This is a genomic window from Halomonas sp. AOP5-B2-8 (genome assembly GCF_052376475.1).
In the GTDB taxonomy this organism is placed as follows: domain Bacteria; phylum Pseudomonadota; class Gammaproteobacteria; order Pseudomonadales; family Halomonadaceae; genus Vreelandella; species Vreelandella casei.
Genome location: NZ_JBQSVS010000003.1, coordinates 527,282 through 553,233 on the forward strand (window position 1 = coordinate 527,282; position 25,952 = coordinate 553,233).

A 25,952-nucleotide genomic window follows, 5' to 3' on the forward strand; every position below is an offset into this window, starting at 1 on the left:
CGCTCGCATTAAATGAGGGCCACAAAAAAACCGGGCGACGCCCGGTTAACAAATTCTATCACGTTTATTGGCTAGGTGAACCCCGCCTGGACGTCAACCAGCCAAGACGAGGAGCACCACAACCATCGGCGAATTATTCGCCGCTGTCGTCACCACTTTCCGGCTCAGCGCTGCGCAAATAGCGGAAGAAATCGCTATTAGGTTCTAAAACCATCAAATTGCCATCGCCAGCGAAGCTTTCACGATAAGCATTCAGGCTACGCCAGAAAGAAAAGAACTCCTGATCTTGACCATAGGCTTCGGAGAAGATCGCAGCGGCCTGCGCATCACCCTCACCACGTAACGTTTCAGAACGTTCGTTAGCCTGGGCAAGCAAGACCTGACGACGACGATCCGCATTAGCGCGAATACGCTCGGCCTCTTCTTGACCCTGTGCACGCCACTCGCGGGCCTCACGCTCACGCTCAGAACGCATACGCTCAAAAACAGCAGCGGAAACGTCGTCAGGCAAGTCGATTCGCTTAATACGAATATCCCGAATGGCCACGCCCAGCTCTTCACGCATCAGCTCATCAAGCTCAGCGGTTGGCCCAACCATCAAGTCATCACGGCGTTCAGCGATAATCTCTTGAAGATTAAGGCGGCCAAACTCGTTACGCAGGCTTTCATCAACGCGAGGCTGAATCAAGCGAACGGCCATCAATTCATCGCCAGCCGTTGCTTCGTAGTAACGGGTTGGATTAATGACCTGCCACTTCACATAGGAATCTACGATGACCGCTTTCTGTTCAAGCGTCAGATAGCGACTGGTATCGGTGTCCAATGTCAGTAAGCGAGTGTCAAACTTACGGATCGTCTGGGCAATGGGCACTTTTGCGTGCAAACCAGGCTGAATATTTTCTTCAATGACTTCACCAAAACGCAATTTAACAGCGCGTTCGGTTTCGTCAACGACGTACAAAGTGTTGCTCGCAAGCCATGCGACTGCGGCTAAAACACCCACCACTAGCAAGGATCGATTATTAATCATTTACCGGCCCTCCCTGCGGATGGAGCTACTATTGCTATTGCCTGAAGAGCTGCTCTGAGTGCTGCGTAAACGCTCAATCACGTCAGGGTCTAACTGCTCTTGGCTGCTATCACTATTGCTATTAGACGATGAGCCGGTTCGATTACCACCACCGCTACCGCCACGCATCTGATCTAGCGGAAGATACATCAAAGGCGCGTTCTCACTGACGTCTAAGAGCACTTTCGGCGTACTGCTGAACACGTCTTCGATTGTGTCTAAGTACATGCGCTCACGCATGGTCTCAGGCGAGTTACGGTACTCGGTCAACAGCGAGTTAAATCGGTTGGCCTGACCTTGCGCCTCGGCAACAACCGATTCGCGATAACCTTGACCCTGCTCTACCACACGCTGCGCCTGACCTTGGGCCGCAGGAATGATAGCGTTCGCATAAGCCATCCCTTCGTTAATCGTACGCTGGCGATCCTCACGAGCGCGGATAACATCATCAAAGGCATCGATAACGGGCTCAGGCGCAGTGGTAGACTCAATGTTAATGGTTTGCAGACGAATACCGGCACCATAGTTGTCGAGGTAAGACTGCAGACGACTAGAGACAGAGCTGCCCAAAATCTCACGCCCAGAGGTAAGAATATCGATCATATCGGTACCGCCGACCACGTGACGCAGCGCAGAGTCCAGCGCGTTCTCAATCGAAATGGCGGGATCACGAACGTTTAGTACAAAATCGCGAGGATTAGCGACTTGGTACTGCGCCGAAATTTCCACTTCTACAATGTTTTCATCGCGCGTCAGCATCGACTGCATTTGTGTCAATGAGCGCACTCGCGTCACGTTAACCATGCGCACTTCATCTATCAGCGGTGGGTTCCACTGAAGGCCTGGATCGACGATACCCTGGAACTCACCGAAGCGCAGCACAACGCCACGCTCAGATTGGTCAACTAGGTAGAAACCCATGGCAGCCCAGATAGCCAACGCAACAACAATCAGTAGGCCGGGTAAAGCAAGAGGATTACGGTTTTTACCGCCACCGCCCCCATCACTTTTTTTACCGCCGCTCTTCTTGCCACCGCCAAAGATGCCGCTCAGCTTTTCCTGGAATTTCTTCAGCGCTTCATCAAGGTCAGGCGGGCCTTGGTTATTGCCCCCTTTATTACCATTGTTGTTGCCGCCGCCGTTATTGCCGCCATTATTGCCACCGTTACTGCCATCTTGGCTTCTGTCGCCGTCGTTTCCACCTCGTCGGCCACCGCTGCTCCACGGGTCGTGCTTGTCCCCACCACCAGGCTCATTCCAGGCCATACATCGTCTCCACTAAGAAATTCACTAACGGACGTGACTCCATCGGTAAGAGAAGCCGTCGCGTTTTGATATTATTGCTATATAAATCTTGTCTCATTCTTATGCGAAACAGAAAATCGGCAGTGCACTGAACATCTTAATAGTAAGACTACCACTCATCGGTTTCACGTAGTGCTTTAGGTAAATACGTATTAGCGCGCTCGCCCAATTGCGCCATCAGCTGATTAAAATCACGCCGAGGCAGACGCACACCCAATACAGAATGACCCTGTTCGTCAAAAGACTCTGTGCGAACGGCATTAAGCTCATGCAACCCTGCACGCAGCTTACCTTGCTCAGGACTGAGTGTCAGCGAAAAGCCAATGACATCGTTTGCCAATCGCTCGCTGAGCGCCTCATGCAGCAAATCAAGGCCTTGCCCTTCCTGCGCCGAGAGCCAAACGACTTCCGGCACGCCTTGGCCATCACGTTCTATGCGCGGCGCGCTGCCCAGCCTATCTATTTTATTCATAACCTTGAGCACCGGCACATCATCAGCACCGATCTCTTTTAACACTAGCTCTACCTGCTTCACGTTGAGTTCGCGGTCAGGGTCGGCAGCGTCAATGACATGCACCAGCAGTGACGCTTCAGACGCCTCCTGCAGCGTTGCCTGAAACGCCTCAACCAACTTATGTGGCAAATGGCGAATAAAACCAACGGTATCCGCCATAACCACAGGGCCAACGTCTGCAATCTCAAGGCGCCGTAGCGTCGGATCCAGCGTGGCAAACAGCTGATCCGCGGCATACACATCGGCATTGGTTAACGCGTTAAACAACGTTGACTTACCAGCGTTGGTATAACCCACTAACGAGACGCTGTGGATTTCAGCGCGAGCACGGGCGCGGCGATTCTGATCGCGCTGACTACGCACCTTATCAAGCCGTTTATGAATCGATTTAATCCGACCACGCAAAAGGCGTCGGTCAGTTTCAAGCTGAGTTTCACCCGGGCCACGCAGGCCAATACCGCCTTTTTGGCGCTCTAGGTGCGTCCAGCCTCGCACTAAGCGAGTGGACATATATTCAAGCTGGGCAAGCTCTACCTGCAGCTTACCTTCATGAGTTCGTGCCCGCTGCGCAAAGATATCGAGAATAAGACCGGTACGGTCTAACACTCGGCATTTGAGCTCTTGCTCAACATTGCGCTCTTGAGAGGGGCTTAAGCTATGGTTGAAGATAACCAGTTCTGCTTCATGAGCCGCAAGCAATGCCCGCAACTCTTCCAACTTACCGGATCCAATAAACGTGCGTGAATCTGGGCGATGTCGGCTAGCAGTGAGTAGAGTCGCAGGCTCTGCACCAGCAGAGCGCACGAGCTCTAAAAACTCACCCGGGTCTTCACGTTTTTGTTCATCATGGAAATCAACGTGAACAAGAACTGCCGTTTCACCGGCGTCTGGGCGTTCGAAAAACAATCAATACCTCGTGGACTCTCTTGCTTATCCAGCGGTGTTAAATCTCTGCATCCTGCTCTGCCGGATCTTGCGCAGGCAAACGTACATTGCGAGAAGGCACAACCGTGGAAATAGCGTGTTTATAAACCATCTGGCTGACGGTATTACGCAATAAGATAACAAACTGGTCAAACGATTCAATCTGGCCCTGCAGCTTAATGCCGTTGACCAAAAAGATTGAGACCGGAATGCGCTCCTTGCGCAAAATGTTCAAGTAAGGGTCTTGAAGGGACTGCCCTTTGGACATGTTGCTCTCCCTAAAACTGTCGTTGGGGTTAATTATCAATGGCGCGCCCTACTGGTGCTACGCCGCAATCTTGTTGCCCGAAAGGCCAAGCCAACTGGCCGCTCGAAAACACACATTCACTAGATCACCATCTTACGCTAAGCACTGCTTTCACGCACGATTTTCAGCACCTTATCCATCAAGTCATCACGCTGCGAATCTATCCACGTTAACTCTGGCCAGCTTCTTAGCCACGTCAATTGACGCTTAGCAAGCTGGCGCGTTGCTATGACACCCCGCTCAACGAGAGTGGCATAATCGTACTCGCCATCCAGATATTCCCAGACCTGGCGATAGCCAACGCTTTTCATTGCAGGCAGGCCTGAATGTAAGTCATTACGCTTTCTGAGGGCGGCGACTTCATTTATCAAGCCTTCACCCAACATTAGTTCAAAGCGCTGCTCGATACGCCGGTGCAAGAAGCTGCGATCGTTAGGCGCTAATGCTATCGACAGCACCCGCCATGGAAAGGTTTCCGACTGCTGCTCGGCCCAAAGCTCACTCATAGGCCGTCCGCTGGCGTAATAAACCTCCAGGGCACGCATGATGCGCTGAGGATCATTAGGATGAATGCGCTCAGCGGATAGCGCATCAACCTGTGATAAGCGCTTATGGAGCGCCAAAAGCCCCTCCGCCTGGCACTGATCCTCAAGCTGCTGACGGATCAACGAATCCGCTGAGGGAAGATTGGCAACGCCCTCAATCAGTCGCTTGAAATACAGCATGGTGCCGCCCACCAGCAGAGGCACCTTGCCAGCCGCGCTAATTTGTCGCATGTGCGCCAGCGCATCTTCACGAAAATCAGCGGCCGAATAAGGCTCTGCGGGGTCACGAATATCAATCAAGCGATGGGGCGCACGGGCGAGCTCTGCAGCACTCGGCTTTGCGCTGCCAACATCCATGCCGCGGTAAACCATGGCTGAATCAACGCTAATGAGCTCGTGCCCTAAGCGCTCATGCAACGCTATAGCGGCATCGGTTTTACCCGCAGCCGTAGGGCCCATCAAAAAAATCGCCCAAGGGCGCGTATCAGCCATGCGCAGTTGAAACTCCCGATTAAAAAAGGCGCCTTAGCGCCTGTTGAACAAACCATCACTGGCCAAGCGAGTAGCGGCTACTGACCACGTAGAAATAAACGATCAAGCGCCTTTAGGCCCATTTGCGTCCAGGTGGGGCGGCCGTGGTTACACTGGTCGCTGCGCTCGGTGCGCTCCATATCGCGCAGCAATCCATTCATTTCATCAAGAGTAAGCCGCCGATTGGCGCGCACGCTACCGTGACAGGCCATCGTGGAAAGCAGCTCATGCAGCCGTGCCTCAACCTGGTGAGTACGGCCATAGCGGGCGAGCTCCTCCAGCATCTGACGCACCAGCGCTTCAGGATCAGCCTGCGCCAGTAGCGCTGGCATCTGACGAACCAGCAGCGTCTCTGGCCCGGCAATATCAAGTTCAATACCCAGCTTGGCAATCGCCTCCTGCTCGCTCTCGGCCGTCGCCACCTCCGCCCCACTGGCAGCAATAGAAACAGGTACCAGCAGCGGCTGAGCATCTAAGCCTTTCGCGGCTGCCAGCTGTGTTTTCATGCGCTCGTAAACAATGCGCTCATGAGCAGCGTGCATATCCACCAGCACGAGCCCCTGCGCATTCTGCGCCAAAATATAAATACCGTGCAGCTGGCCTAGCGCAAAACCAAGCGGCGGCGGCGCTGTCGGATCGTCAGCCGGCATTGCCAGCGGCACTTCTCGCACTTCGCTAGCACCATGACTGCCGCCCATTGCGCTAGCGCTTAGATCAGTCGGGCCGCCGGACTGCGGGGTCAACAGCGTTTCTTCATGATTGGGGTGAAGGGCCTGATAGCCCTGCATAAAGCGGCGCACGCGCTCAGCGCCCGGATGACGATCCGGCGAGTGGGTAAGCGCAATCCCCTGCTGCTGCCAGCGCGGCTGCTCAGCGTTTTCCGCCATGCCCTCTTGCTGATGACCGCCATCGCTCTCATTCGCCTCATTGCCGTCGGCATCATGATCAGCCGCGGGCTTAGAAGACGCCAGGCAATGGTGCAGACTCGAATACAGAAAATCGTGCACCATACGGCCATCACGAAAGCGTACTTCATGCTTGGTCGGATGAACGTTGACATCGACAACGTCAGGATCAAGCTCAAGATAGAGTACAAACACCGGGTGACGGCCATTAAACAGCACATCACGGTAAGCTTGGCGCACCGCATGTGCGACTAGCCGGTCGCGGACCACACGCCCATTCACAAAAAAGTATTGCTGATCGGCCTGCGAGCGTGAATGAGTAGGCAGCCCCACCCAGCCACTTAACCGCAGACCGCCCGCCTCGCGTTCAATATAACGAGCATGCTCAATAAAGTTCTTACCTAGCAGCGACGCAATTCGACGCTCCCGGGCTGCGACAGAGTGCCCCGAAGGCAACTGATGAATGACTTTCTGATTGTGCCGCAGCACCCACGTGATGTCGTAACGCGACAGCGCCTGTCGGCGAAACGCCTCTTCTACGTGAGCAAATTCTGTCTTTTCGGTACGCAAGAATTTACGCCTGGCAGGCGTGTTAAAAAACAAATCGCGCACACCAACACTAGTGCCACGGGGATGCGGCGCTGGAGTAACTCTAGCCTCCATCCCACGCCCCTCTGCCACCACTCGCCAACCATGGCGAGGGTCATCCTCAGCGTTAGAGATCAGCTCTAAGCGTGAAACCGAGCTGATAGACGCCAACGCCTCACCCCGAAAACCTAACGAGCTAACGCCCTCCAAGTCTTCCAGGCTACCGATTTTACTGGTCGCGTGGCGCGCCAAGGCCAGCGGCAAATCCTGCTCACCGATGCCGATACCATCGTCACGCACCTTGATGAGCCGCGTACCCCCTTGCTCAATATCGACATCAATACGCTGGCTGCCGGCATCAATGGCGTTTTCTATCAGCTCTTTGGTTACCGATGCAGGGCGCTCAACGACCTCGCCAGCCGCAATCTGGTTGGCCAAGCGCGGATCGAGCACATGAATACGCGATGCGGTAGCGGTTATATCAGTCAACACAGCACCTCATAAACAGCACCTCATGAGCTGGGAATCTGTAGTACTTGGCCAACGCGAATGGCGTCACCGTTTAAGTCATTGGCTTGGCGAAGCTGGCCCACTGGCACTCCGTGGCGTATGGCAATCGCCGACAGCGTATCGCCAGACTGAATGCGGTACTCATTACCTGAAGGCCGGCGCTGGTTATCACGCTGCCAAGAAAGCAAGCTGGCGGGCGGCGGGTAGCGCTCAAAATGCTCGCGCAAGCCGCCAAAAATAGCCTGTGACAGCCCCGTTTGATGCACTGGGTCACGTAAGCGACGCTCTTCATCAGGGTTGGAAATAAAGCCAACTTCAATCAATAGTGACGGAATATCCGGCGATTTGAGCACCATAAACCCGGCCTGCTCGACGCGTGTTTTATGCAGTTGATTGACTCGGCCAAGCTGTTCCAGCACCTGTCCACCGATAGATAACGAATCGTTCAACGTGGCCGTCATGGTCAAATCTAGCAGTACGCCACGCAGCACTTGGTCCTTATCACGCAACGAAAGACTGCCATCAACGCCGCCGATAAGATCAGAACGGTTTTCGCTATCGGCCAGCCACTGCGCGGTTTCCGAGGTTGCCCCGCGTTGAGAAAGCGCATACACCGAGCTGCCTTGAGGACGCGGACTGGTGAAGGCATCGGCATGCACGGAAACAAAGAAATCGGCTTTTTGCTCGCGAGCCAGCGCTGTACGCTGACGCAGGCCTATGTAGTAATCACCGTCGCGTGTCAGTACCGCCTTGAACCCTTCGGTGCTGTTCACTTCAGCGGCTAAGCGCCGGGCAATTTCAAGCACGACGTCTTTTTCACGGGTACCTGAAGGACCAATGGCGCCTGGATCTTCGCCGCCGTGCCCTGCATCGACTGCAATAATAATATCTCGACGCGGATGCGGCCTGGCTTCCTGCACTTCTGTCGGCGGGCTTGGCACAGGCGGCGATACGACACCCGGCACCTGCTGCTGAGCGATCGCACGCTGAGAAGACTGAATTTCCTGATCCCGAATCATTGCTTCAATCGGGTCAATGGGGTTTTCAACGGCACTCTCACCAGGATACTCAAGGTCAACAACAAGACGATGTCCGTATTGATCGTTCGGCGTTAGAGTGAAGTGGCGCGGCTCTATCTCGCGATTAAGCTCAAGCACTACCCGCAAGCCACCACCGTCGCGCAGCCCTGAACGCACTGATGTGATGGCACTGTCATGAAGCGGCAGCGTACTGGGATCAGTATCCATTTGCGTATCGTCTAAATCGATCACTAACCGCGCGGGATTTTCCAACGAGAAGACATTGGCATTCGCAGCAGCCGACAAATCAAACACTAGGCGCGCATGATCAGGTGCCGCCCATAAACGCATACTCTCCACGGTGGCCGCCTGGACATTGACAGCCACTAAGGTAAAAAGCCCCGTGGCCAGCAGACGGCATGCGCGCGCTACTGCGCCCTTCATTTCCATTGAATCACACCATTCTCCAGCTGGTCGGAACGAACCTGACTTATTTCACTCACTTGGCTTTGTAATAATGCCAGCACAAGCCTACCTTTATCACTGCACGCCGTTAATGCGGCCAAACGCCCGTGAGCAGCTACCTCTAGCGCTAAGCGAAGATCAGGTGCAGGCAACCACCCTTCGCCACGACTGGGCCACTCGACAATACTAAGGGCATCGTCGGCCAGCACATCGCGACCACCGATAAATTCAAGCTCCTCTGGATCAGACAGTCTATACAAATCCAGATGATACACCCGCTGAGATCCTATCTCGTAAGGCTCTACAAGCGTATAGGTAGGGCTTTTTACGGCCCCTAGATAACCATAAGCGCGCAAAATGCCGCGTGATAGCGTCGTTTTACCGGCGCCTAACTCACCTTCAAGATATACCAGCCCGCGGCCTTGCAAAGCATGCCCTAGCGCTTCGCCAAAAGAAACCTGGGCATCTTCATTGTCTAATTGCACCTGCATGTGGGCTGCCTTCAAGGATTAATCAATTTTCGCGCATAGGATGCCAGATCGCTGGCCAGCAGGCCACGCTCGCCTTCTTGCTCAGCCGCACGATCAGCGGCTAACGCATGCACCATCGTGCCAAGCCAAGCGCTGAACTCAACCTCGCCACGCTGGGCAATCAGCCCGCCCAGCATGCCGCTTAGCACATCGCCCATTCCACCGCTGGCCATGCCTGGATTGCCATACGGGCAAACGACTAACCCCGCAGGGCCAGCGATTAAGCTGCCTGCGCCTTTTAATATCACCACGCCGCCGCGTGCTCGCTGCAGCGCCTGAACAGCGGCGGGCCGATCAGCCTGGATATCGGCCACTGTACATCCCAGCAGCCTTGCGGCTTCGCCGGGATGCGGCGTCAAAATCCAGTTATCCCTACGCACATCAGGCCACTGGCGCGCCAAAAGATTCAAAGCGTCGGCATCGATGACCAGCGGCGCATCCGCTTGCAACGCGCTTTGTAGTACGGCCTGCCCCCAGGCCGCCTGCCCAAGCCCGGGCCCCACAACGACAACATCCGCATTGTGGGGCAACTCGCCGGCCTCAGCACCACCGCGCACCCCATGCGCCATCACTTCAGGGCAGCGCACCAGGCTGGCAGAGATATGTTCGGGCGCCGTTGCCAAACTTACTTTCCCCGCCCCCATGCGCGCAGCCGCCTGACACGCCAACAAAGCGGCCCCACCAAACCCTGGCGCGCCCCCCATCACCAGCACGTGGCCCATTGTGCCTTTATGACTAGTGCGCAGGCGCGGTGTAAAAGCGCCTGCTAAAAGGGATTCATCCAGCCGCCAAGCGGTGGGGGGAATATCAAAATATGCCTGGGCTTTAACACCCAATGAGCGAAAATCAATCTCGCCGGTGCAGGCTGGCGCATCGCCCGTGTGTAAACCGACCTTATCGCCGATAAAAGTCACCGTGCAGGCAGCATTAACAGCGACACCGGGCATAGCACCGGTATCGGCTACCAGCCCAGAGGGAATATCAATCGCCAGTACCGGTCGACCAGCGGCATTGATCATTTCAATGACACGCTTGAAACGCCCTTCTACTGCGCCATTCAAACCGGTCCCCAGCAACGCATCAATGATCACTTCGCCCGTTAACACAATGCCCGCATGCCACTCTTCGCAGCCAACACCCGCCGATGTTGCCAGCTCTGCCGCGCGGGCCGCGCTACCGCTCAGTTCATCAAGAGGCTTAAGCGTTATCCGCTGAACCTTTAAGCCGGACTGCATGCCCAGCGCCGCGAGCACGTGACCATCGCCGCCGTTATTACCATGGCCACACACCACCGTTAAACTGCGCGCTTGCGGCCAGCGTGAGCGGAAACAATGCCAAGCACTGGATGCAGCGCGCTGCATTAATGCAAAGCCATCAATACCGCCGGCAATCGTACGTCGATCAAGCTCGCGCACCTGGGCGGCTTTATATAGAGGGCGTAGCATGGAAGTATTCGGGACCGTCACGATCTCTCCTTTCACGTATTTTGATGGCTGCCAATGCGTTAGCATAGCGCGCTTATAGCCTTGCCGTAGACTGACGGCCGCTTTGCTGGCGACTGCTTAACTTGCGTTACTAGACTGACGACGACCTGACTATATTATTTAACTCACTCTCTATTTGATTCACTATTTATTGACTAACTATGCCGGATTCCACTGCCGTTAAACGTTCTAGCGATGCACTGACTGACGAAAAGCTTGCTCGCCTTGCCGACCTGATAAAGACCTGGGGGCAGGAGCTCGGCTTTCAGCAAGTCGGCATCACCGATACTGAACTGTCTGCCCACGAGGCGCATCTCGACGCATGGCTAGAAAAAGGCTATCACGGCGACATGGGCTTTATGGCCAAACACGGCACCAAACGCACGCGACCTGCACAGCTAGAACCTGGCACCCAGCGCATTATCTGCGTCCGAATGGATTACCTACCCCCTGAGGTAGAAACCACCAAGGTGCTTGGCCAGCCCAGCAAAGCCTATGTATCGCGTTACGCGCTGGGGCGTGATTATCACAAGCTAATCCGTAAACGGTTAGCCCTATTAGCAAAAAAAATTGAGCAGGAAGTCGGCGCGTTCGGCTACCGCGCGTTTGTTGATTCAGCGCCAGTCATGGAGCGCGCTTTGGCCCAAAAAGCCGGACTGGGCTGGTTTGGCAAAAATGCCATGCTGCTCAATCCCAAAGCAGGCTCGCTGTTCTTTCTTGGCGAACTGTATACCGATCTACCGCTGCCTATTGACGCCCCCTTTGAGCATGAGCACTGCGGCAGTTGCAGCACCTGTCGTACCGCCTGCCCCACCGGCGCCATCGTTGACGACAAAGTGGTCGACTCACGCAAGTGCATCTCATATCTCACTATTGAACTGCATGACGCGATTCCAGTGGAGTTTCGCCGCGCCATGGGCAACCGGATTTATGGCTGTGACGACTGCCAGCTAGTCTGCCCTTTTACTCGCTTCACTCGCATTACCCAAGAAGATGACTTTGCACCGCGCCATGATTTAGACCGCGCAACGCTGATCAGCCTGTTCGCCTGGGGCGAAGCGGAGTTCCTGGACAAAACCGCGGGCAGCCCCATCCGGCGCATTGGCTACGAACGCTGGCTGCGTAATATCGCTATTGGCTTAGGCAACGCACCCTGGAGTGACGCCGTTGAGACAGCCTTATGGGCGCGGCGTGGCTTTCCCAGTGCGCTCGTGCGCGAGCACGTTGCCTGGGCACTGCAGGAACAGCACATCAAGCGTGGCGAGCTGATTGCCACCGCCTAAATGGCTACTCTTTTTCGTCGCGGCGCTGATCAACGCGTAAGAAGGTCGTGCGATAGTGGGCCAGCTCAGCAATAGACTCTTTAATATCGTCCATTGCCAGGTGCACGTTGCGCTTACTAAAGCCCGCCAAGGCGCCTGGATTCCAGCGTTTAGCCACTTCTTTCAACGTCGATACATCCAGATTGCGATAGTGAAAAAAGTTGAGCAGCTCAGGCATTTCACGCTCTAAAAAACGCCGATCCTGATGGATACTATTGCCACACATCGGTGACGACCCCGCCACGGCGTAGTGTTTTAAAAATGCCAAAGTTTGCTGCTCAGCGTCTGCAGTTGCCACTTGACTGGCTTTCACCCGAGCGACCAAACCCGATGCACCGTGAGTCTTCTGATTCCAATCATCCATTTTCGCTAGCAGGCTGTCGGGCTGCTTTACGGCCACAACAGGCCCTTCTGCCACCACGTTCAAATCCGCATCGGTAATCAGCGTAGCCACTTCAATAATGCGCTCTTTGTTAGGATCTAAACCGGTCATTTCCAGGTCAATCCATATCAATAGGTCATCGCGGGGCACGGCGGTCTCAGTCGTATCATTACTCATTGGGTTCATCCCTTTGCCAAAATAGCCGTTATCAGCATGCAATTATGGCGTAAAGTCAGTTTAAAATCAGAATAGTGCCTTAAATCGCATTGCCAAGCAGCCCATGCAGGACAGCTTGGCTACTTGATAGGTACAATGGCCGCTATTGTACTCAGCATCAGGTGGACATGAGCAAACGCAAATTAAGTCGCCAGCAACAGTGGCGAGTCGACAAGGTTCAGGCAGAACGCGCCCAACGTGCTGAGAAGCGCGATGTGCAAGACGCTGAAAAGCTCTCTGCTGGCGAATACGGTGCCGAACAACCGGGCCGAGTCGTTGCTCACTTTGGGCGTACCCTAGAGGTGCGCAATAGCGATAATGAACCGGTGCGCTGCCACTTACGCGCCAACCTAGACGGCCTGGTCACCGGTGACCGCGTGATCTGGCGTGCCGGGCAAGAAGGCTCTGGCGTCGTGGTGGCGCGAGAAGAACGCGACAGCGTACTCAAGCGCCCCGATGCCCGAGGCCTGCTGAAACCGGTGGCAGCTAATATTGATCAACTGCTGATTGTGTTTGCCGTGGAGCCCGCGCCCCACGCTAATTTAATCGACCGCTATCTCGTCGCTGCCGAAGCTACCGGCATTGCGCCAGTTTTGGTCCTCAACAAAACGGACTTACTGCCCGAGGATGGCGGCGAGCTGGGTAAACTTTTGGAGCGCTACAGCGCTTTAGGCTATCCGGTCGTGCGCACCACCACTGCCACAGACTCGGGGCTTAATGAGCTGCGCAGCCAGCTTGAGGGACGCACATCGGTATTTGTTGGTCAGAGTGGTGTGGGCAAATCATCGCTCATCGACCTGCTGTTGCCAGATGAAACCCTGCGCATTGGCGCGCTCTCGGAAGACTCCCGCAAAGGCACACATACCACCACGACAGCGCGCCTTTATACGATGAGCCGTGAAGAAGTGGCCGACGGTGATTTAATCGACTCTCCGGGCATTCGCGAGTTTGGCCTGATTCACCTCAACGAGCAGGAAGTTACCGACGGCTTTATTGAGTTTCACGCCTTTATTGGCCATTGCCGCTTTCGTGACTGTCGTCACCGCGCCGAGCCCGGCTGCGCGCTACTCGAAGCCGTTGAGGCCGGCAAGATCCATCCCGCCCGTTTCGCCAGCTATCGACGCATCCTTGATAGCCTGGATGGCTAACGTTTACAGGAGTTACCCATGAGCACTGAAAGCCCATCGTCAGAAGCCAATCTTTTTTCGCTGATCGTAGAGCCCGAACAGCTTCAGGAACACTTAAACGATCCTCAACTGCTGATTATCGACGTGCCCGTTAATGGCGATAGCTATCGTCAGGGCCACGTACCAGGGGCTATTTTTCTCGATTTTCGCTACTTAATGCGTGGCGAAGGACCGGTACCCAACGACGTTCCCAGCGTTGAAGCGCTGTCCCGCCTGTTTAGTGCCCTAGGCCTAACACGCGATACCCACGTTGTGGCTTACGATGATGAAGGTGGCGGCTGGGCAGCACGCCTTCTGTGGACGCTAGACCTGATCGGCCATACCCGCTACTCCTATCTAAATGGCGGCATTCATGCTTGGCGCGACGCGGGGCTTGAAGAAAGCACCGAATCGAAATCGCCAACGCCCAGCGACTACCAGGCTAACATTCTTAATCCGCACGCCCTGATTACGTGTGAAGAGATCAAGTCAAAGCTGGGCGATAGGCAGTTCGCCGTATGGGATGCTCGCTCGCAAGGTGAATATGACGGCGAGCGGGGCAACAACAAGCACCTGGGTCATATACCGGGAGCGGTGAACATGGATTGGCTGCAGGCCATGGATCGCCATCGCGCTTTGCGTATTCGTGATTATGCCGAACTCATCACTGAGCTGGGCGCTCTGGGCCTAACGCCGGATATGGAAGTGGCGACCCACTGTCAAAGCCATCATCGCAGTAGCTTTACGTGGCTGGTAGGCAAAGCACTGGGCTTTAATATGCGCGGCTACGCTGGCTCTTGGGGCGAGTGGGGCAACCGCGACGACACACCGATTGAGAAGTGAACCGACGACCGTGACCGTTTCCCAAAAAGCTTTTTCGCTACTTCAATACCCGCTGCCACACCACGCGCTTTCGCGCCTGACGGGGCATTTCGCTCAATGCGACAACCCCTGGGTGAAAAATCACCTGATTAAAGCGTTCATCAAACGCTTTAATGTGGATATGAGCCAAGCCTTAGAGCCCGATCCTAGCGCGTACGCAACCTTTAACGACTTCTTCACCCGCGCCTTAAAGACAGATGCACGCCCGCTGGGCGAAGGCATACTAAGCCCGGCCGATGGCACGCTGTCGCAATACGGGCGCCTGCAGGCGGGTCAGCTAGTCCAGGCCAAGGGCCACACTTACTCGGCTCAGACGCTGCTGGGTGGCGATACCGCCCTGGCTGAAGAGTTTCTCGGCGGCAGCTTTGCCACCGTTTACCTTTCACCACGGGACTACCATCGCGTACATATGCCGGTAACCGGCACGCTGCGGGAAATGATTTATGTCCCTGGAAGGCTGTTCTCCGTGAATCAAGCGACGGCCACTTACGTGCCAGGGTTATTCGCGCGTAATGAACGCTTGGTGTGTATTTTTGACACCGAGTACGGGCCGCTCGCGATGGTTTTAGTCGGCGCGATGATTGTTGCGGCGATTGAAACCGTTTGGTCCGGGCAGGTCACGCCGCTGTCGGGCCAGCCCCAGCGCATGCAATTTGGCCAACCTATTACGTTAGCCAAAGGTGCTGAGATGGGACGCTTCAAACTCGGCTCTACGGTGGTGATGTGCTTTGCCAAGCCCGTAAGCTTTGACGAATCGGTTCAAACCACGGCGGTTCAGATGGGCCAATCCTTGGGCACTACTGAAGGCCTCAAGAAATAGCCATCGACATTAGGCCTGCGGGCGGGCAACACCAGCGAGAAATATGTCCACGCAGCGCTGGGCACGGGCATTACACTTTGCCTCGTCAAGCTGCAGGTCGCGGCCTAGTAAGGCGTCGATATGCCACTCGCCAAGCAACATGCCCATGAAAATACCGGCAGCCTCACGGGGCTCTTCAAGCGCTAGGCGGCCACCTTCAACCTGATCACGCAGGTAGCAGGCGAGCGCTTGGCGTGTGTGATCAGGGCCGCGGGCCAGGAACATCTCGCCAAGTTCAGGGGCTCGCTCGGCCTCAAATGCTAGCCCTCGCACCAAACGAATCACGCCTGCATCAAATACCAGCATCAGCATGCGACGCCCCAGCTCGTAAAGCACCTGCTCGGGGGCCTGCTGATCCCGACGCCCCTCTTCTAGCACGGCCCAAGCAGTGGCGATATGCCGCTCCATCGCCGCCGTAAACAGCCCCTCTTTATTACCAAACTGCTTGTAGAGCGTTGCCAATGAGCCACCTGCACGAGCAACCACTTCATTAACACTGGCGCCCGCATAGCCCTGCTCGAGAAACACATCTCGCGCCGCGTCTAGCAAGCGTTCACGACGCGCCACCCCGCGCGACGTCAGCATCACATCGCTTTTGTTAGCATCATCGGCCGAGTCTTTCATGATTGAGAGAGGCATCCACACTCCAATATAGAGGCATGCTAAAAGAGCATTAATTATACAGACGCTGCGCTAAACAGTTATTTTTTACGCTAGTCATGTAATGTAGCATTCATTACACTATATATCCTCACAACCTTTCCCGCCTGCGTTCAGCATGTCACTTCTCGCCATTGAGCAGTCTTTTCGGGGTGATAGCGTTTCTTAGGGATGACATCGTTAAGGAGTGTCCATGTCGGAAAATGGCAAGCAAGAAGCTCATACCGGTAAAAAATCTAAGGGCAAGATACTGGCTGTCATCATCGTCTTAATCGCGCTAGGAGCGCTGATTTGGTGGGGCGTCGGCTGGTGGCAGACCGGGCGTTTCATGGCAGAAACCGACAACGCCTACGTGCGCACCGATAGTGTCGCCGTGCGTGCAGAGCTGTCAGCACGCGTCGCGCAAGTGGCTGTGCATGACAACCAAACGGTGAGCCAAGGCGATCTACTCATACGTCTGGACGATGCCAGCTATCGCGACCAGTTGGCTCAAGCGAGAGCACAACAAGCGGTGGCCGCCGCATCAATCGTTCAGTCACAGCGTCAGATAGCCTTACAGCAGGCATCTATCGACCAGGCTAATGCCCAGGTAGATGCCGCCGAAGCCGATGTCGGCCAAGCTCGCCAGCACCTTGAGCGCTCGTCTTCTCTTGCCGCCAGCAACTATGGCTCTCGCCAGCAAAGCGAGGACGATCAAACCACGCTCAGGGTTGCTGAGGCCAACCTGGCTCAGACCCGCGCCGCGGTTATCTCGGCCAGGCGTCAGCTGGAGGTGGCAGAAAGCGACGTGACCCGCGCCGAAGCCAATCTGGATGCTGCAGGCGCCGATTTTGACTATGCCCAACACCAGCTCGACAAAACGCGTATCGTCGCGCCGCGGGCGGGCATCATCGGCAACCTTCAGGTGAAGGCCGGCGCGCTGGCGCAGCCATCCCTAACGCTGCTGCAACTGGTGCCCATTGAATCAGCCTACGTAGCGGCTAATTTTAAGGAAACCCAGCTTGAGCGGATACGCGTCGGCCAGCCGGTCAATATTCATTTAGATGCCTACCCGAACATCACATATCAGGGCGTGGTCGACAGCCTATCCCCGGCCACGGGCACTGAGTTCAGTCTGTTGCCTCAGGATAATGCTACCGGCAACTTCAATAAAATCGTGCAGCGCGTGCCCGTCAAGATTCGCTTTACCGGCCCACAAGATGCATTAAATCTACTGCGTGCAGGGCTTTCGGCGGTGCCGGAAATCGATACTCGCAACCTTGAGCCAGGCAACGACACAGGGGTTGCCCACGTAAATACCCCGGGTAGCACCCAGGAACGCCGCGACTTATGAGCGAGGCAGCAGGAAGCCCGTCCACAGGCGTTAGCGACATGCCATCCTGGCGCCAGCGAGTCGGTTTTATTGCCGCGGTGTTTGGCATGTTTATGGCGATTTTGGATATTCAGATCGTCGCCAGCTCGCTAAACGAGATCCAGTCAGGTCTTTCGGCTAGTGCAGACCAGATATCCTGGGTGCAAACCTCTTATCTTATTGCAGAGATAGTGATGATTCCGCTATCGGGTATGCTGATGCGGATTCTTTCAACTCGCGTCGTCTTCACCCTTTCCTGCGCGGGCTTCACCTTGGCAAGCCTTGGCTGCGCCATGGCTACTTCAATTGAACAACTTATCGTACTGCGTGCCATTCAGGGCTTCATGGGCGGCGCGATGATTCCCATTACGCAAGCTGTCAGCTTCTCGATCTTTCCTCGCCGGGTGATGGGCAGCGTACAGGCAGTCATTGGCATGGTGGTGACCATGGCGCCTTCAATTGGCCCCACGGTGGGCGGCTACATCACTGAAGCCCAGAGCTGGCACTGGTTATTTCTAGCCAATATCATTCCGGGAATACTGGTGTGCTGGGCATCATGGAAGTTTCTAGATATCGACAAGCCTAATCACGCGTTAGCGCGCAAGCTTGATCTTATCGGCCTGGCCCTGATCGCGGTGTTTCTAGGATCACTTGAGTTCGTCCTTGAAGAGGGCCCGGGCGATGACTGGTTCGCCAGTGATCGTATCGCCATCTTCAGTGTGGTGTGCCTGCTGGCGGGCGTATGGTTTTTTACTCGCACATTGCGAAGCGATCACCCGATTGTCGACTTGCGCGCTTTCGCCAACCGCAACTTCGCGATCGGCGCGGGAATGGGCTTTATTATCGGCATTGCGCTGTATGGGCTGGTTTACATCATGCCGCTGTTCTTTGGCTACGTACGCGGCTACTCAAGCCTACAGATCGGTCAAGTCATGTTTGTCACCGGGGTAACGATGTTCCTGTGTGCACCGATCGTCGGCCAAGCCACGAATCATCTAGACCTTCGCGTGATGCTGTTTTTCGGTTTACTGCTGGTAGGCGTGGGCACCATGATGAATAGCAACCTCACCGTGGAGTCGGGGTTCTGGCAGTTCTGCTTACCGCAGATTGTGCGCGGCATGGGGCTGATCATGTGCATCATTCCGGCCTCGCGAATCGCGCTAGGCACCCTTCCACCCAGCGAAGTGGGCAACGCCAGCGGGCTCTTCAACGTGATGCGCAATTTAGGCGGCGCCATGGGGCTTGCACTGCTTGATACGGTGCGCGATATCCGCGAGGACTTTCACTGGAATCAGCTAATTCCGGCCATCGATACCGGCCGAGAGGTGGTAGTGACTGAAATCGCCAAGTATGAAGCCATGCTCAGCGGGTCGGTACCTGATGCCTACCACGCGGCCGTTGGCTTACTCGTACAGCGGGTCTCACAGCAGGCCCAGGTACTGGCCTTTAACGATATTTTTACGTGGATGGGCCTGATCTATATCACCACAGTGCCGCTGGTGTTTCTACTCAAACGCATCAAGGCATAAGACGTATCCCGCCCTAACAATGGGGTGTTGAAAATGCGAGTACGTCTTCCAAGCGCGCCTTTCCCAGCGCCAACTGAATAAGACGGTCGATGCCCAGCGCCACGCCTGCCCCCTCGGGCATGCCATGCTCAAGCGCGGCCAGCAGGTTCTCGTCAATATCCACTTCCGGCAAGCCTAAACGACGCCGCTCGGCGTTATCAGCATTAAAGCGCAGGCGCTGCTCTTCTGCATCGGTTAGCTCATCGTAGCCATTGGCCAGCTCAATACCATTAACATAAAGCTCAAAGCGAGACGCCACCCACTCGCCATCCGCATCCTGATGGCGGCGTGCCAGCGCCGCTTGGCTGGTAGGGTAATCGGTGACCACGCTAAGCTCCTGCTGGCCAAGCTGAGGCTCAATTACCATGCTCATCAATAAGTCCAAACAGGTATCACGCCCTTCATCGGCCAAGGCATGAGCAGACATTTGCCCCCGCTCTGAGGCCAACGCCCGCAGTTTTTCCAGCGACGATGTAAAGGGGTCGACCGCCAGGTGGGTATGAAACAGCTCGCGGTAACGATAATGCACAATGTCGCCAGGCGCAGCTGGCAGCAGAGCCATAACCAGCGCCGCCGTTTCTGCAATCATCTCATTGAGCGAAAACTGAGGCCGATACCACTCAAGCATGGTGAACTCGATATTATGCCGCGCACCCACTTCACCATCGCGAAAACTTCTGGCTAGTTGAAAAATCGGCCCACTGCCGGCAGCCAGCAGCCGCTTCATATGAAACTCAGGCGAAGTTTGCAGCCAGAGACGGCGCTGCCCTCGGTCAGTCCGTGCCAGAGTATTCAGTGAGACCAGATGCACATCCGTGCTGCCGCCCTGCCCTAACACCGGCGTTTCGACTTCTAGCACAGTACGCGCAGCAAAAAATGCCCGCACGCTGGCCATTAAACGCGCACGCTCGCGCAATGTTTCGATAGACGCTGTGGGGTGCCAATCAATGGCCATTACGACTCCTAGGGCAAGGCACGAAAAAAAGCCACGCTCGTTGCGTGGCCTTTAAATCATATCATCGGCAGCAAAACTGATTAAGCGCGCGAGACGTAATCGCCGCTGCGCGTATCAATTTTTAGCACTTCACCACGGTTGATAAACAGCGGTACGCGTACTACGGCACCCGAGGTAAGCGTTGCAGGCTTAGAGCCGCCCTGGGCCGTATCGCCCTTCAAGCCAGGGTCTGTTTCGACGACTTCCAGCTCAATGAAGTTGGGCGGCGTAACAGAAATAGCCTTGTCGTCCCACAACGTAATGGTATAAGGCACCTGCTCTTTAAGCCATTTTGAGGTATCGCCTAGGGCTTTCTTTTCCACGGCATACTGCTCGAAGGAGCCATCGGTCTTCATGAAGTGCCACATGTCACCGTCGGTGTAGAGATATTCCATCTCTAAATCCATGACATCGGCGCCTTCCAGCGAGTCACCGGATTTGAACGTCTTCTCACCCACACGGCCAGTCATCAGGTTACGCATTTTAACGCGGTTAAACGCCTGCCCTTTACCTGGCTTGACCAGCTCGTTCTCGACAATCGAACAAGGGTCGCCGTCGAGCATTACTTTCAAACCGGCTTTGAATTCATTGGTAGAATAGTTCGCCATATCGCCTCTCAATTACCTATTCTTAGCTACGTGGTCTGCGAAGCCGCGGCTTCACGCTTATGATCAGTGCGTCGCATGATAACCCGAAGGAGGGCTTTTTTGCAGGAGAACATCATTATTGCCGCGTCTAAGACGCCCCTGACTTGGCAACAGCAACTTTCTATGGCCATTCGCGACCCGCAGGTGCTGTGCGACCGGCTAGGATTAAGCAGCCAGTGGCTAGCAGGCGCACAGACGGGGCATGCGCTGTTTGACGTGTGCGTGCCCGATGCTTATCTCAACAGAATAGCGTATGCCGATCTAAACGATCCACTGCTACGCCAGGTTCTGCCCGTCGATAAAGAGGCGCTTACGCCCCCAGGCTATGTGGCTGACCCGCTGGAAGAGAGCGGCCATCAACCGGCAAAAGGGTTAATCCACAAATACGCTAACCGTGTACTGTTAATTGCCAGCCCGACCTGTGCGATCAACTGCCGCTACTGCTTTCGCCGTCACTTTCCCTATAGCGACAACGCCCCTTCGCGAGCGCAGTGGCAAGAAGCGCTCGACTACCTGCGAGCAGATACGTCGATCCATGAGGCGATTCTTTCCGGGGGCGACCCGCTGGCTGCCAATGACCGCCAGCTAGCATGGCTGGTTGATCAACTTGAGGGCATTCCGCACATTAAACGGCTACGCGTTCACACCCGCCTGCCGGTGGTGATACCTGACCGAGTTGATGACGCCTTATTGGCATGGCTAAGCAATACGCGGCTACAGAAAGTGATCGTCTTGCACATCAACCATGCCAACGAAATTGACCAAGCCGTGATAGATGCCTGCACCCGCTTGAAGCAAACAGGCGTGACGCTACTTAACCAGAGCGTGCTGCTGCGCGGCGTGAACGACAATGTGACGACGCTGGCCACTCTCTCCGAGCGCCTGTTTGAAGCAGGCATACTGCCTTACTACCTGCACGTATTGGACCCGGTGCAGGGCGCGGCGCATTTTGATGTGGCGGATAGTGAAGCAAAGGAACTGATCGCCGAGCTTCGTGATCACTTGCCCGGTTTTTTGATGCCACGCCTAGTGCGGGAAATCCCCGGCAAAGGGAGCAAAACGCCGCTTTAATATCGCGGCACTCATCTGCCGGATCGACTTTTAGCGCATTACTACCCACTCACAGCGGGAAGATTTTCTGAAAAACAGATCTCCATTGCCGTCGGGGCGGGCTCTGGGTGATCACCATGTCCATCACGCCTTCGATTAACATGCCTCGGGTATCGGGAGTCAGCCCATGGCCTATGAAGCTGGCGTGATGATCTCTTTGCTTTTTCGCGCACTGATATTGGTCGTGGCCACAAACCTTGAAAAGCAAAATCGCAACAGCGGCATGAGAAGCCATAAAACAGGTACCAGTATCCAGCGCCAAACAAAGCGCACCATCAGAAGAACCGGCAGCAGCACCAACAGCCAGATGACAAACTGCCCCAGCCATACTGGTAAGCTGAGCCATTTCGCCACATTGGCTCCCAGTGCGCTTACCAGCGACGGATGGCGAACCACCACATAAGCAGTGCCAGCAACCGCCGCCACTTTGGCCATACGTGGCAGGCTGGCAAAGCGCCCACCACCTGCCGCTAAACCTGAGCGTAATCCAGAGCGAGCTCCCTGTGCCTCAACACTGCTTAGACGTGCGTCTCGCGCAACACCCCCTGCCCGCAGAACCTTAACGGTGCTCGCCATCAATAAAAGGTCTACGCCCGCCCAACCCACGTCCACGGCACCAATCGCCTCATCACGACGCCATTGATTTTCCAGATTACGTAGACCGCTGGTAAAGAAATCGCTGAGCCCTGCAACGACACGCTCCCCTTGGAGCCAGTGCACATCGCCCGCGCTACCCACCACAAACTGATTGAGCAAGCCATGACCTTCAGCTTCCAGTAAGGCAATGCCCATTTGGCCTCGCCGATATGGGCTCCACACGGATACTTCGGTTACCTCGCCCTGTCGCTGCGCCTGTTCAGCATCCTCATTCCACCAGCGGCTCAACTGCTGGTAGTGCTCACCCACCCAATGCTGAGCACGCAGCGTGGCGATATCATTATCGTGATAATAGATAATTGGCAATACGGCATCGGGACCGAAACGTACCAGCACCTGCTGAAACTCAGGCAGTGCGGCATACTCAAGTAACGCAACACGGGCGATATCGCCATAACGCATGATGGCCAGCTGGGCGTTCATCCAGAGCGCCTGATCGCTTGCGTAGTGAAGAAAAACTGCGTTGAGATCGGCCGACTCTTGAGCCAGCGAAGCTTCAATGGAAGGTAGTGTGCGCTGCGCTTCAAGCCGTACTAGTCGTGGTTCAAAGGCCTCACTGGAGGCTAGCGCCGATAGCCCGCCCGCCAATACGGTCGCTATCGCAAGCATTGTCAAAAAGATACGCATACTTCGCTCTTCTTATTGGGCAGAGATTGCCATTGTAGCGCGCTCGCTCATCCACAAAGTTAACTATTAAGCAGCGTTTTTAGCATTACCTATCATTTCTGGCGACCCAAACCGAGCAATACTTTATTTTCTTTCTATACTCTGTATATACCCACCCCGCCTCGTCGGGGTTTTTAACACTTCAAAAGAAACAACCAGCATCTACGGGCAAATTAGATGCGAACAAACATAGCCCTATGATAAAGTTACCAGGCTAACTTTATTCTCAATATTTAGTTCGTGTTAGGGCATTCCCACCTGGAGACCAGAACGCCATGTCGCAACCACTCAGGGCTAAAATGGGCGCTATCGTGCTATTGATAGCTTCGCTCTTCGGGCTAGCCATCGCCCTCTATGCCTACTTCACACCGCTGACCGGGGTCACCGGCACACTCGGTGTGCTAGTCGCTAGCGCGGCTTGTTTTGCACTTGCGGTGATGGCGCTGCTTCTTATGGTGGCCACCGGGCGAGGCGCCACTATCGTATTGCGACTGCTGATCCTTATTGGACTTGCCGGCACTTTCTTCGCTGGATTTCTCCTGCACCAGTGGTGGGTCGACGCTGCCATGGTGGTCGGTCTGATTGGTCTTATTATTGATATGGCTCGTCCATCATCCCATGCCCGCCCCACCCACGCCTGAGGAGCCGTCCATGCCGATTTTTTTACCTGTTATCAATACCCGCTTCAAAGCAGTTACATCTGGGTTGGGCACAGCTACCGTTATAGCCGCTTGTCTAACGCCGCTCACGCTGCTAGCACAAGATCAGCCAGGCTCGCCAGAGACTCGCTCCCAGCCACAAGGACAGCAGGCTGACGCTGACCCGATTCCACTAGTACCCGGCGAGCCGATCTGGAATAGCTTTCACGGCCAGCTCAATGCGCAAAAGTACAGTCCGCTTGAGCAGATTAATACCGACAACGTGGGTGACCTAGAGAAGGTCTGGGAAGTGCATACCGGCGATGTTTCAGATGGGCACGGCGATCTGCCGCCGACCGTCTGGTCCGCAACGCCGGTATTCGCCAACGATACGCTCTATATCGGCACGCCGTTCTACCGCATTCTGGCGCTTGACCCGGGTACTGGCGAAGAAAAGTGGAGCTTTGACACACAGTCCACTCTCGAAGCCTTGACCCAGCCCGCCTTAAAAAATCGTGGCGTCGCTTACTGGGAAGCCGATGAGCCTGATGCTGGGGAAGCCTGCCAGAAGATCGTCTATCTAGGCACCATGGATGCGCAGCTGTTCGCAGTCGATGCCGATAGCGGCCAGCCGTGTGCCAGCTTTGCCGACAATGGCGTACTGGATGTGAACCAGTGGAATAACACCAACGCTGAGTGGCCGCTTTCGCTGCTGCAGCCGCCGACCGTGGTCGGTGATCATCTAATACTCGGCTGGGCAGGCAAAGACTGGGCGTTTGAGCAGGCGCCTCCAGGCAACGTGTTCTCGATCAACGCGCGTACCGGCGAGCGTGAGTGGACGTTTGAGGTACTGCCCGAAGAAATGCGTGAGCAAAGCGGCACAGCAAACGTCTGGACGCACATGTCAGCGGACGAAGAGCTTGGATTGGTCTATCTGCCCGTCTCCTCGCCGTCACCCAACTACTGGGGCGGCAACCGTACCGAGAGCGCCCCACTAGCGACGTCGACGACGGCACTCGATATCGAAACTGGCGAGGTAGTGTGGTCGCGCCAATGGGTACATCACGACATCTGGGATTACGATATTAACTCGGCCCCCACGCTGATGGATATTACCGTGGACGGCGAAGAGATTCCGGCTCTGATCCAAGCAACCAAAATGGGCTTCCTGTTCGTCGTAAACCGTGAAACCGGCGAAGACGTTTGGCCTATTGAGGAACGCCCGGTGCCAGGCGGCGATGGCTCGGTTGAAGGCGAGGTTTACGCCCCGACTCAACCCTTCCCAACGAAGCCCGCACCACTACTAGACCAATCAGAGAAGCCTAAGGTGTGGGCACTTGCCGACGCGGTGAGCTTTGGCCAATGTTCAGCGCTGTGGGAAGATCTTTGGTATGAAGGCATGTACACCCCGCCAACCACCCAAGGCGAAGGTGCACTCACTTACCCAGACAGCTCCGGCGGCGTTCAGTGGGGAGGCGTTGCCTTTGACCCTGAGAACCAGATTGCGGTGGTCAACACGTCTCACATCGTGCAATACGTGAAACTTTACAGCCGGGAAGATTACGATAAAGCGGATAGCGGTTCAGGCAACGAGAGTGGTTTTTCACCTCAAGCTGGCGCGCCCTATGGCATGCGTCTTGAGGTAGCCCGCAACTGGCTTGGCATGCCTTGCTGGGAACCGCCTTTCGGTGAACTTGTGGCGCTGGATATGACCACCGGCGACGTCAAATGGCGTCGGCCAGTAGGCGTATCGCAACAGTATGGCTTCTTCATGCCAGAGAGCTGGGGCTCACCTACTATTGGCGGCCCTGCGATAACGGCTGGCGGCATTATCTTCATCGGCGCATCGATGGATGCCAAGGTGCGTGCCTACTCTCTGGAAACAGGTGAAGAGCTGTGGTCTGATCAAGCACAGGCGCCGTCTGTGTCCATTCCTGCCGTCTACGAATATGAAGGCCGTCAATACGTTGCCTTTATCGCCGGCGGTAACTCCATTCTCAAGGATCAGGTCGGCGATCAAATCGCGGTCTACGCACTACCTGAGTAACGCCAGTAAAACCTACGTTAAAGTAGCGTAGCCTGACGGGGTGGCCCGTTGCAATGCAAAGGGCCACCCCGCTTTGCGTTAAAACGGGAAA

The 25,952-nt window shown here is 55.4% G+C and carries 23 protein-coding genes; 9 read left to right on the forward strand and 14 right to left on the reverse strand.

Annotated elements, in window-relative coordinates:
• Positions 1 to 133: 133 nt before the first annotated feature.
• The 9 genes from hflC to ACT3RP_RS10070 form a co-directional block, all read right to left on the reverse strand.
• The gene (gene hflC / locus ACT3RP_RS10030) at positions 134 to 1,030 is read right to left on the reverse strand and encodes a protease modulator HflC (protein ID WP_193062492.1); all 897 of its coding nucleotides are present in this window, start codon (positions 1,028 to 1,030) and stop codon (positions 134 to 136) included.
• Positions 1,031 to 2,335 (reverse strand): FtsH protease activity modulator HflK, encoded by a 1,305-nt coding sequence (gene hflK / locus ACT3RP_RS10035; protein ID WP_193062490.1) that lies wholly within the window; start codon positions 2,333 to 2,335, stop codon positions 1,031 to 1,033.
• A 148-nt stretch (positions 2,336 to 2,483) separates the two neighbouring features.
• A complete protein-coding gene (gene hflX, locus ACT3RP_RS10040; RefSeq protein WP_193062488.1) occupies positions 2,484 to 3,794 on the reverse strand; it encodes a ribosome rescue GTPase HflX in 1,311 nt (436 codons plus the stop codon).
• A 37-nt stretch (positions 3,795 to 3,831) separates the two neighbouring features.
• Positions 3,832 to 4,080, reverse strand: coding sequence for an RNA chaperone Hfq (gene hfq / locus ACT3RP_RS10045; RefSeq protein ID WP_007114649.1), 249 nt, complete (start codon positions 4,078 to 4,080; stop codon positions 3,832 to 3,834).
• 137 nt (positions 4,081 to 4,217) lie between these two features.
• On the reverse strand, positions 4,218 to 5,156 hold the full coding sequence (gene miaA / locus ACT3RP_RS10050; protein ID WP_444671735.1) for a tRNA (adenosine(37)-N6)-dimethylallyltransferase MiaA: 939 nt from the start codon (positions 5,154 to 5,156) through the stop codon (positions 4,218 to 4,220).
• Between the two features lie 77 nt (positions 5,157 to 5,233).
• A complete protein-coding gene (gene mutL, locus ACT3RP_RS10055) occupies positions 5,234 to 7,168 on the reverse strand; it encodes a DNA mismatch repair endonuclease MutL (protein ID WP_483393727.1) in 1,935 nt (644 codons plus the stop codon).
• Between the two features lie 32 nt (positions 7,169 to 7,200).
• Positions 7,201 to 8,667 carry an N-acetylmuramoyl-L-alanine amidase gene (locus ACT3RP_RS10060; RefSeq protein ID WP_193062484.1) on the reverse strand — a complete coding sequence of 489 codons (1,467 nt, stop codon included), beginning with the start codon at positions 8,665 to 8,667 and terminating at the stop codon, positions 7,201 to 7,203.
• Positions 8,658 to 9,173, reverse strand: coding sequence for a tRNA (adenosine(37)-N6)-threonylcarbamoyltransferase complex ATPase subunit type 1 TsaE (gene tsaE / locus ACT3RP_RS10065; protein ID WP_193062482.1), 516 nt, complete (start codon positions 9,171 to 9,173; stop codon positions 8,658 to 8,660). The genes ACT3RP_RS10060 and tsaE overlap by 10 nt, the downstream gene beginning before the upstream one ends.
• An 11-nt stretch (positions 9,174 to 9,184) precedes the next feature.
• Entirely contained in the window at positions 9,185 to 10,657 is a 1,473-nt protein-coding gene (locus tag ACT3RP_RS10070) for an NAD(P)H-hydrate dehydratase (protein ID WP_441685988.1), read from the reverse strand.
• A gap of 200 nt (positions 10,658 to 10,857) precedes the next feature.
• Here ACT3RP_RS10070 and queG point away from each other — a divergent pair, with 200 nt between their 5' ends.
• A complete protein-coding gene (gene queG / locus ACT3RP_RS10075; RefSeq protein WP_483393720.1) occupies positions 10,858 to 11,979 on the forward strand; it encodes a tRNA epoxyqueuosine(34) reductase QueG in 1,122 nt (373 codons plus the stop codon).
• Between the two features lie 4 nt (positions 11,980 to 11,983).
• On the opposite strand, the gene orn is transcribed toward queG, so the two are convergent.
• Positions 11,984 to 12,577, reverse strand: coding sequence for an oligoribonuclease (gene orn / locus ACT3RP_RS10080; RefSeq protein WP_444625871.1), 594 nt, complete (start codon positions 12,575 to 12,577; stop codon positions 11,984 to 11,986).
• 167 nt (positions 12,578 to 12,744) lie between these two features.
• On the opposite strand from orn, the gene rsgA reads away from it, so the two are divergent.
• From rsgA to asd, 3 genes are read left to right on the forward strand one after another with little or no spacing between them, the layout of a single operon-like run.
• Complete coding sequence (gene rsgA / locus ACT3RP_RS10085) at positions 12,745 to 13,764, forward strand: small ribosomal subunit biogenesis GTPase RsgA (RefSeq protein WP_096280891.1); 1,020 nt, start codon at positions 12,745 to 12,747, stop codon at positions 13,762 to 13,764.
• 18 nt (positions 13,765 to 13,782) lie between these two features.
• Entirely contained in the window at positions 13,783 to 14,625 is an 843-nt protein-coding gene (locus ACT3RP_RS10090; protein WP_483393721.1) for a sulfurtransferase, read from the forward strand.
• Between the two features lie 10 nt (positions 14,626 to 14,635).
• Complete coding sequence (asd, locus tag ACT3RP_RS10095) at positions 14,636 to 15,484, forward strand: archaetidylserine decarboxylase (protein WP_096280897.1); 849 nt, start codon at positions 14,636 to 14,638, stop codon at positions 15,482 to 15,484.
• A 9-nt stretch (positions 15,485 to 15,493) separates the two neighbouring features.
• Here asd and ACT3RP_RS10100 read toward each other — a convergent pair whose 3' ends face one another.
• Positions 15,494 to 16,162: a TetR/AcrR family transcriptional regulator gene (locus tag ACT3RP_RS10100; RefSeq protein WP_193062476.1), complete on the reverse strand. Its 669-nt coding sequence runs from the start codon at positions 16,160 to 16,162 to the stop codon at positions 15,494 to 15,496.
• Between the two features lie 214 nt (positions 16,163 to 16,376).
• Between ACT3RP_RS10100 and ACT3RP_RS10105 the strand changes: the two genes are divergently transcribed.
• Both ACT3RP_RS10105 and ACT3RP_RS10110 read left to right on the forward strand, forming a co-directional pair.
• Entirely contained in the window at positions 16,377 to 17,516 is a 1,140-nt protein-coding gene (locus ACT3RP_RS10105; protein WP_096280903.1) for an HlyD family secretion protein, read from the forward strand.
• Between the two features lie 38 nt (positions 17,517 to 17,554).
• Positions 17,555 to 19,063: a DHA2 family efflux MFS transporter permease subunit gene (locus ACT3RP_RS10110; protein ID WP_225734265.1), complete on the forward strand. Its 1,509-nt coding sequence runs from the start codon at positions 17,555 to 17,557 to the stop codon at positions 19,061 to 19,063.
• Between the two features lie 13 nt (positions 19,064 to 19,076).
• Here the strand turns inward: ACT3RP_RS10110 and epmA are convergent, their stop codons facing one another.
• Positions 19,077 to 20,057, reverse strand: a complete 981-nt coding sequence (gene epmA / locus ACT3RP_RS10115) for an EF-P lysine aminoacylase EpmA (RefSeq protein WP_096280908.1) — start codon at positions 20,055 to 20,057, stop codon at positions 19,077 to 19,079.
• Positions 20,058 to 20,137: 80 nt separating this feature from the next.
• Complete coding sequence (gene efp, locus ACT3RP_RS10120) at positions 20,138 to 20,704, reverse strand: elongation factor P (protein WP_096280910.1); 567 nt, start codon at positions 20,702 to 20,704, stop codon at positions 20,138 to 20,140.
• Positions 20,705 to 20,803: 99 nt separating this feature from the next.
• Here efp and epmB point away from each other — a divergent pair, with 99 nt between their 5' ends.
• The gene (gene epmB, locus ACT3RP_RS10125) at positions 20,804 to 21,814 is read left to right on the forward strand and encodes an EF-P beta-lysylation protein EpmB (RefSeq protein WP_225734264.1); all 1,011 of its coding nucleotides are present in this window, start codon (positions 20,804 to 20,806) and stop codon (positions 21,812 to 21,814) included.
• A gap of 171 nt (positions 21,815 to 21,985) precedes the next feature.
• On the opposite strand, the gene ACT3RP_RS10130 is transcribed toward epmB, so the two are convergent.
• Positions 21,986 to 23,137, reverse strand: coding sequence for a hypothetical protein (locus ACT3RP_RS10130; RefSeq protein WP_483393722.1), 1,152 nt, complete (start codon positions 23,135 to 23,137; stop codon positions 21,986 to 21,988).
• Between the two features lie 314 nt (positions 23,138 to 23,451).
• Here ACT3RP_RS10130 and ACT3RP_RS10135 point away from each other — a divergent pair, with 314 nt between their 5' ends.
• Together ACT3RP_RS10135 and ACT3RP_RS10140 are read left to right on the forward strand one after the other, a co-directional pair.
• A complete protein-coding gene (locus ACT3RP_RS10135) occupies positions 23,452 to 23,817 on the forward strand; it encodes a hypothetical protein (RefSeq protein ID WP_096280915.1) in 366 nt (121 codons plus the stop codon).
• A gap of 10 nt (positions 23,818 to 23,827) precedes the next feature.
• Complete coding sequence (locus ACT3RP_RS10140; RefSeq protein WP_096280918.1) at positions 23,828 to 25,861, forward strand: pyrroloquinoline quinone-dependent dehydrogenase; 2,034 nt, start codon at positions 23,828 to 23,830, stop codon at positions 25,859 to 25,861.
• The last annotated feature ends 91 nt before the right edge of the window (positions 25,862 to 25,952 follow it).

Bases quoted from the DNA above. Each gene is read 5' to 3' on its own strand.
- hflC (WP_193062492.1), bottom strand. From the start codon at position 1,030: ATGATTAATAATCGATCCTTGCTAGTGGTGGGTGTTTTAGCCGCAGTC.
- hflK (WP_193062490.1), bottom strand. From the start codon at position 2,335: ATGGCCTGGAATGAGCCTGGTGGTGGGGACAAGCACGACCCGTGGAGC.
- hfq (WP_007114649.1), bottom strand. From the start codon at position 4,080: ATGTCCAAAGGGCAGTCCCTTCAAGACCCTTACTTGAACATTTTGCGC.
- miaA (WP_444671735.1), bottom strand. From the start codon at position 5,156: ATGGCTGATACGCGCCCTTGGGCGATTTTTTTGATGGGCCCTACGGCT.
- ACT3RP_RS10060 (WP_193062484.1), bottom strand. From the start codon at position 8,667: ATGGAAATGAAGGGCGCAGTAGCGCGCGCATGCCGTCTGCTGGCCACG.
- tsaE (WP_193062482.1), bottom strand. From the start codon at position 9,173: ATGCAGGTGCAATTAGACAATGAAGATGCCCAGGTTTCTTTTGGCGAA.
- ACT3RP_RS10070 (WP_441685988.1), bottom strand. From the start codon at position 10,657: ATGCTACGCCCTCTATATAAAGCCGCCCAGGTGCGCGAGCTTGATCGA.
- queG (WP_483393720.1), top strand. From the start codon at position 10,858: ATGCCGGATTCCACTGCCGTTAAACGTTCTAGCGATGCACTGACTGAC.
- orn (WP_444625871.1), bottom strand. From the start codon at position 12,577: ATGAGTAATGATACGACTGAGACCGCCGTGCCCCGCGATGACCTATTG.
- rsgA (WP_096280891.1), top strand. From the start codon at position 12,745: ATGAGCAAACGCAAATTAAGTCGCCAGCAACAGTGGCGAGTCGACAAG.
- ACT3RP_RS10090 (WP_483393721.1), top strand. From the start codon at position 13,783: ATGAGCACTGAAAGCCCATCGTCAGAAGCCAATCTTTTTTCGCTGATC.
- ACT3RP_RS10100 (WP_193062476.1), bottom strand. From the start codon at position 16,162: ATGCCTCTCTCAATCATGAAAGACTCGGCCGATGATGCTAACAAAAGC.
- ACT3RP_RS10105 (WP_096280903.1), top strand. From the start codon at position 16,377: ATGTCGGAAAATGGCAAGCAAGAAGCTCATACCGGTAAAAAATCTAAG.
- ACT3RP_RS10110 (WP_225734265.1), top strand. From the start codon at position 17,555: ATGCCATCCTGGCGCCAGCGAGTCGGTTTTATTGCCGCGGTGTTTGGC.
- epmA (WP_096280908.1), bottom strand. From the start codon at position 20,057: ATGGCCATTGATTGGCACCCCACAGCGTCTATCGAAACATTGCGCGAG.
- efp (WP_096280910.1), bottom strand. From the start codon at position 20,704: ATGGCGAACTATTCTACCAATGAATTCAAAGCCGGTTTGAAAGTAATG.
- ACT3RP_RS10130 (WP_483393722.1), bottom strand. From the start codon at position 23,137: ATGCGTATCTTTTTGACAATGCTTGCGATAGCGACCGTATTGGCGGGC.
- ACT3RP_RS10135 (WP_096280915.1), top strand. From the start codon at position 23,452: ATGTCGCAACCACTCAGGGCTAAAATGGGCGCTATCGTGCTATTGATA.
- ACT3RP_RS10140 (WP_096280918.1), top strand. From the start codon at position 23,828: ATGCCGATTTTTTTACCTGTTATCAATACCCGCTTCAAAGCAGTTACA.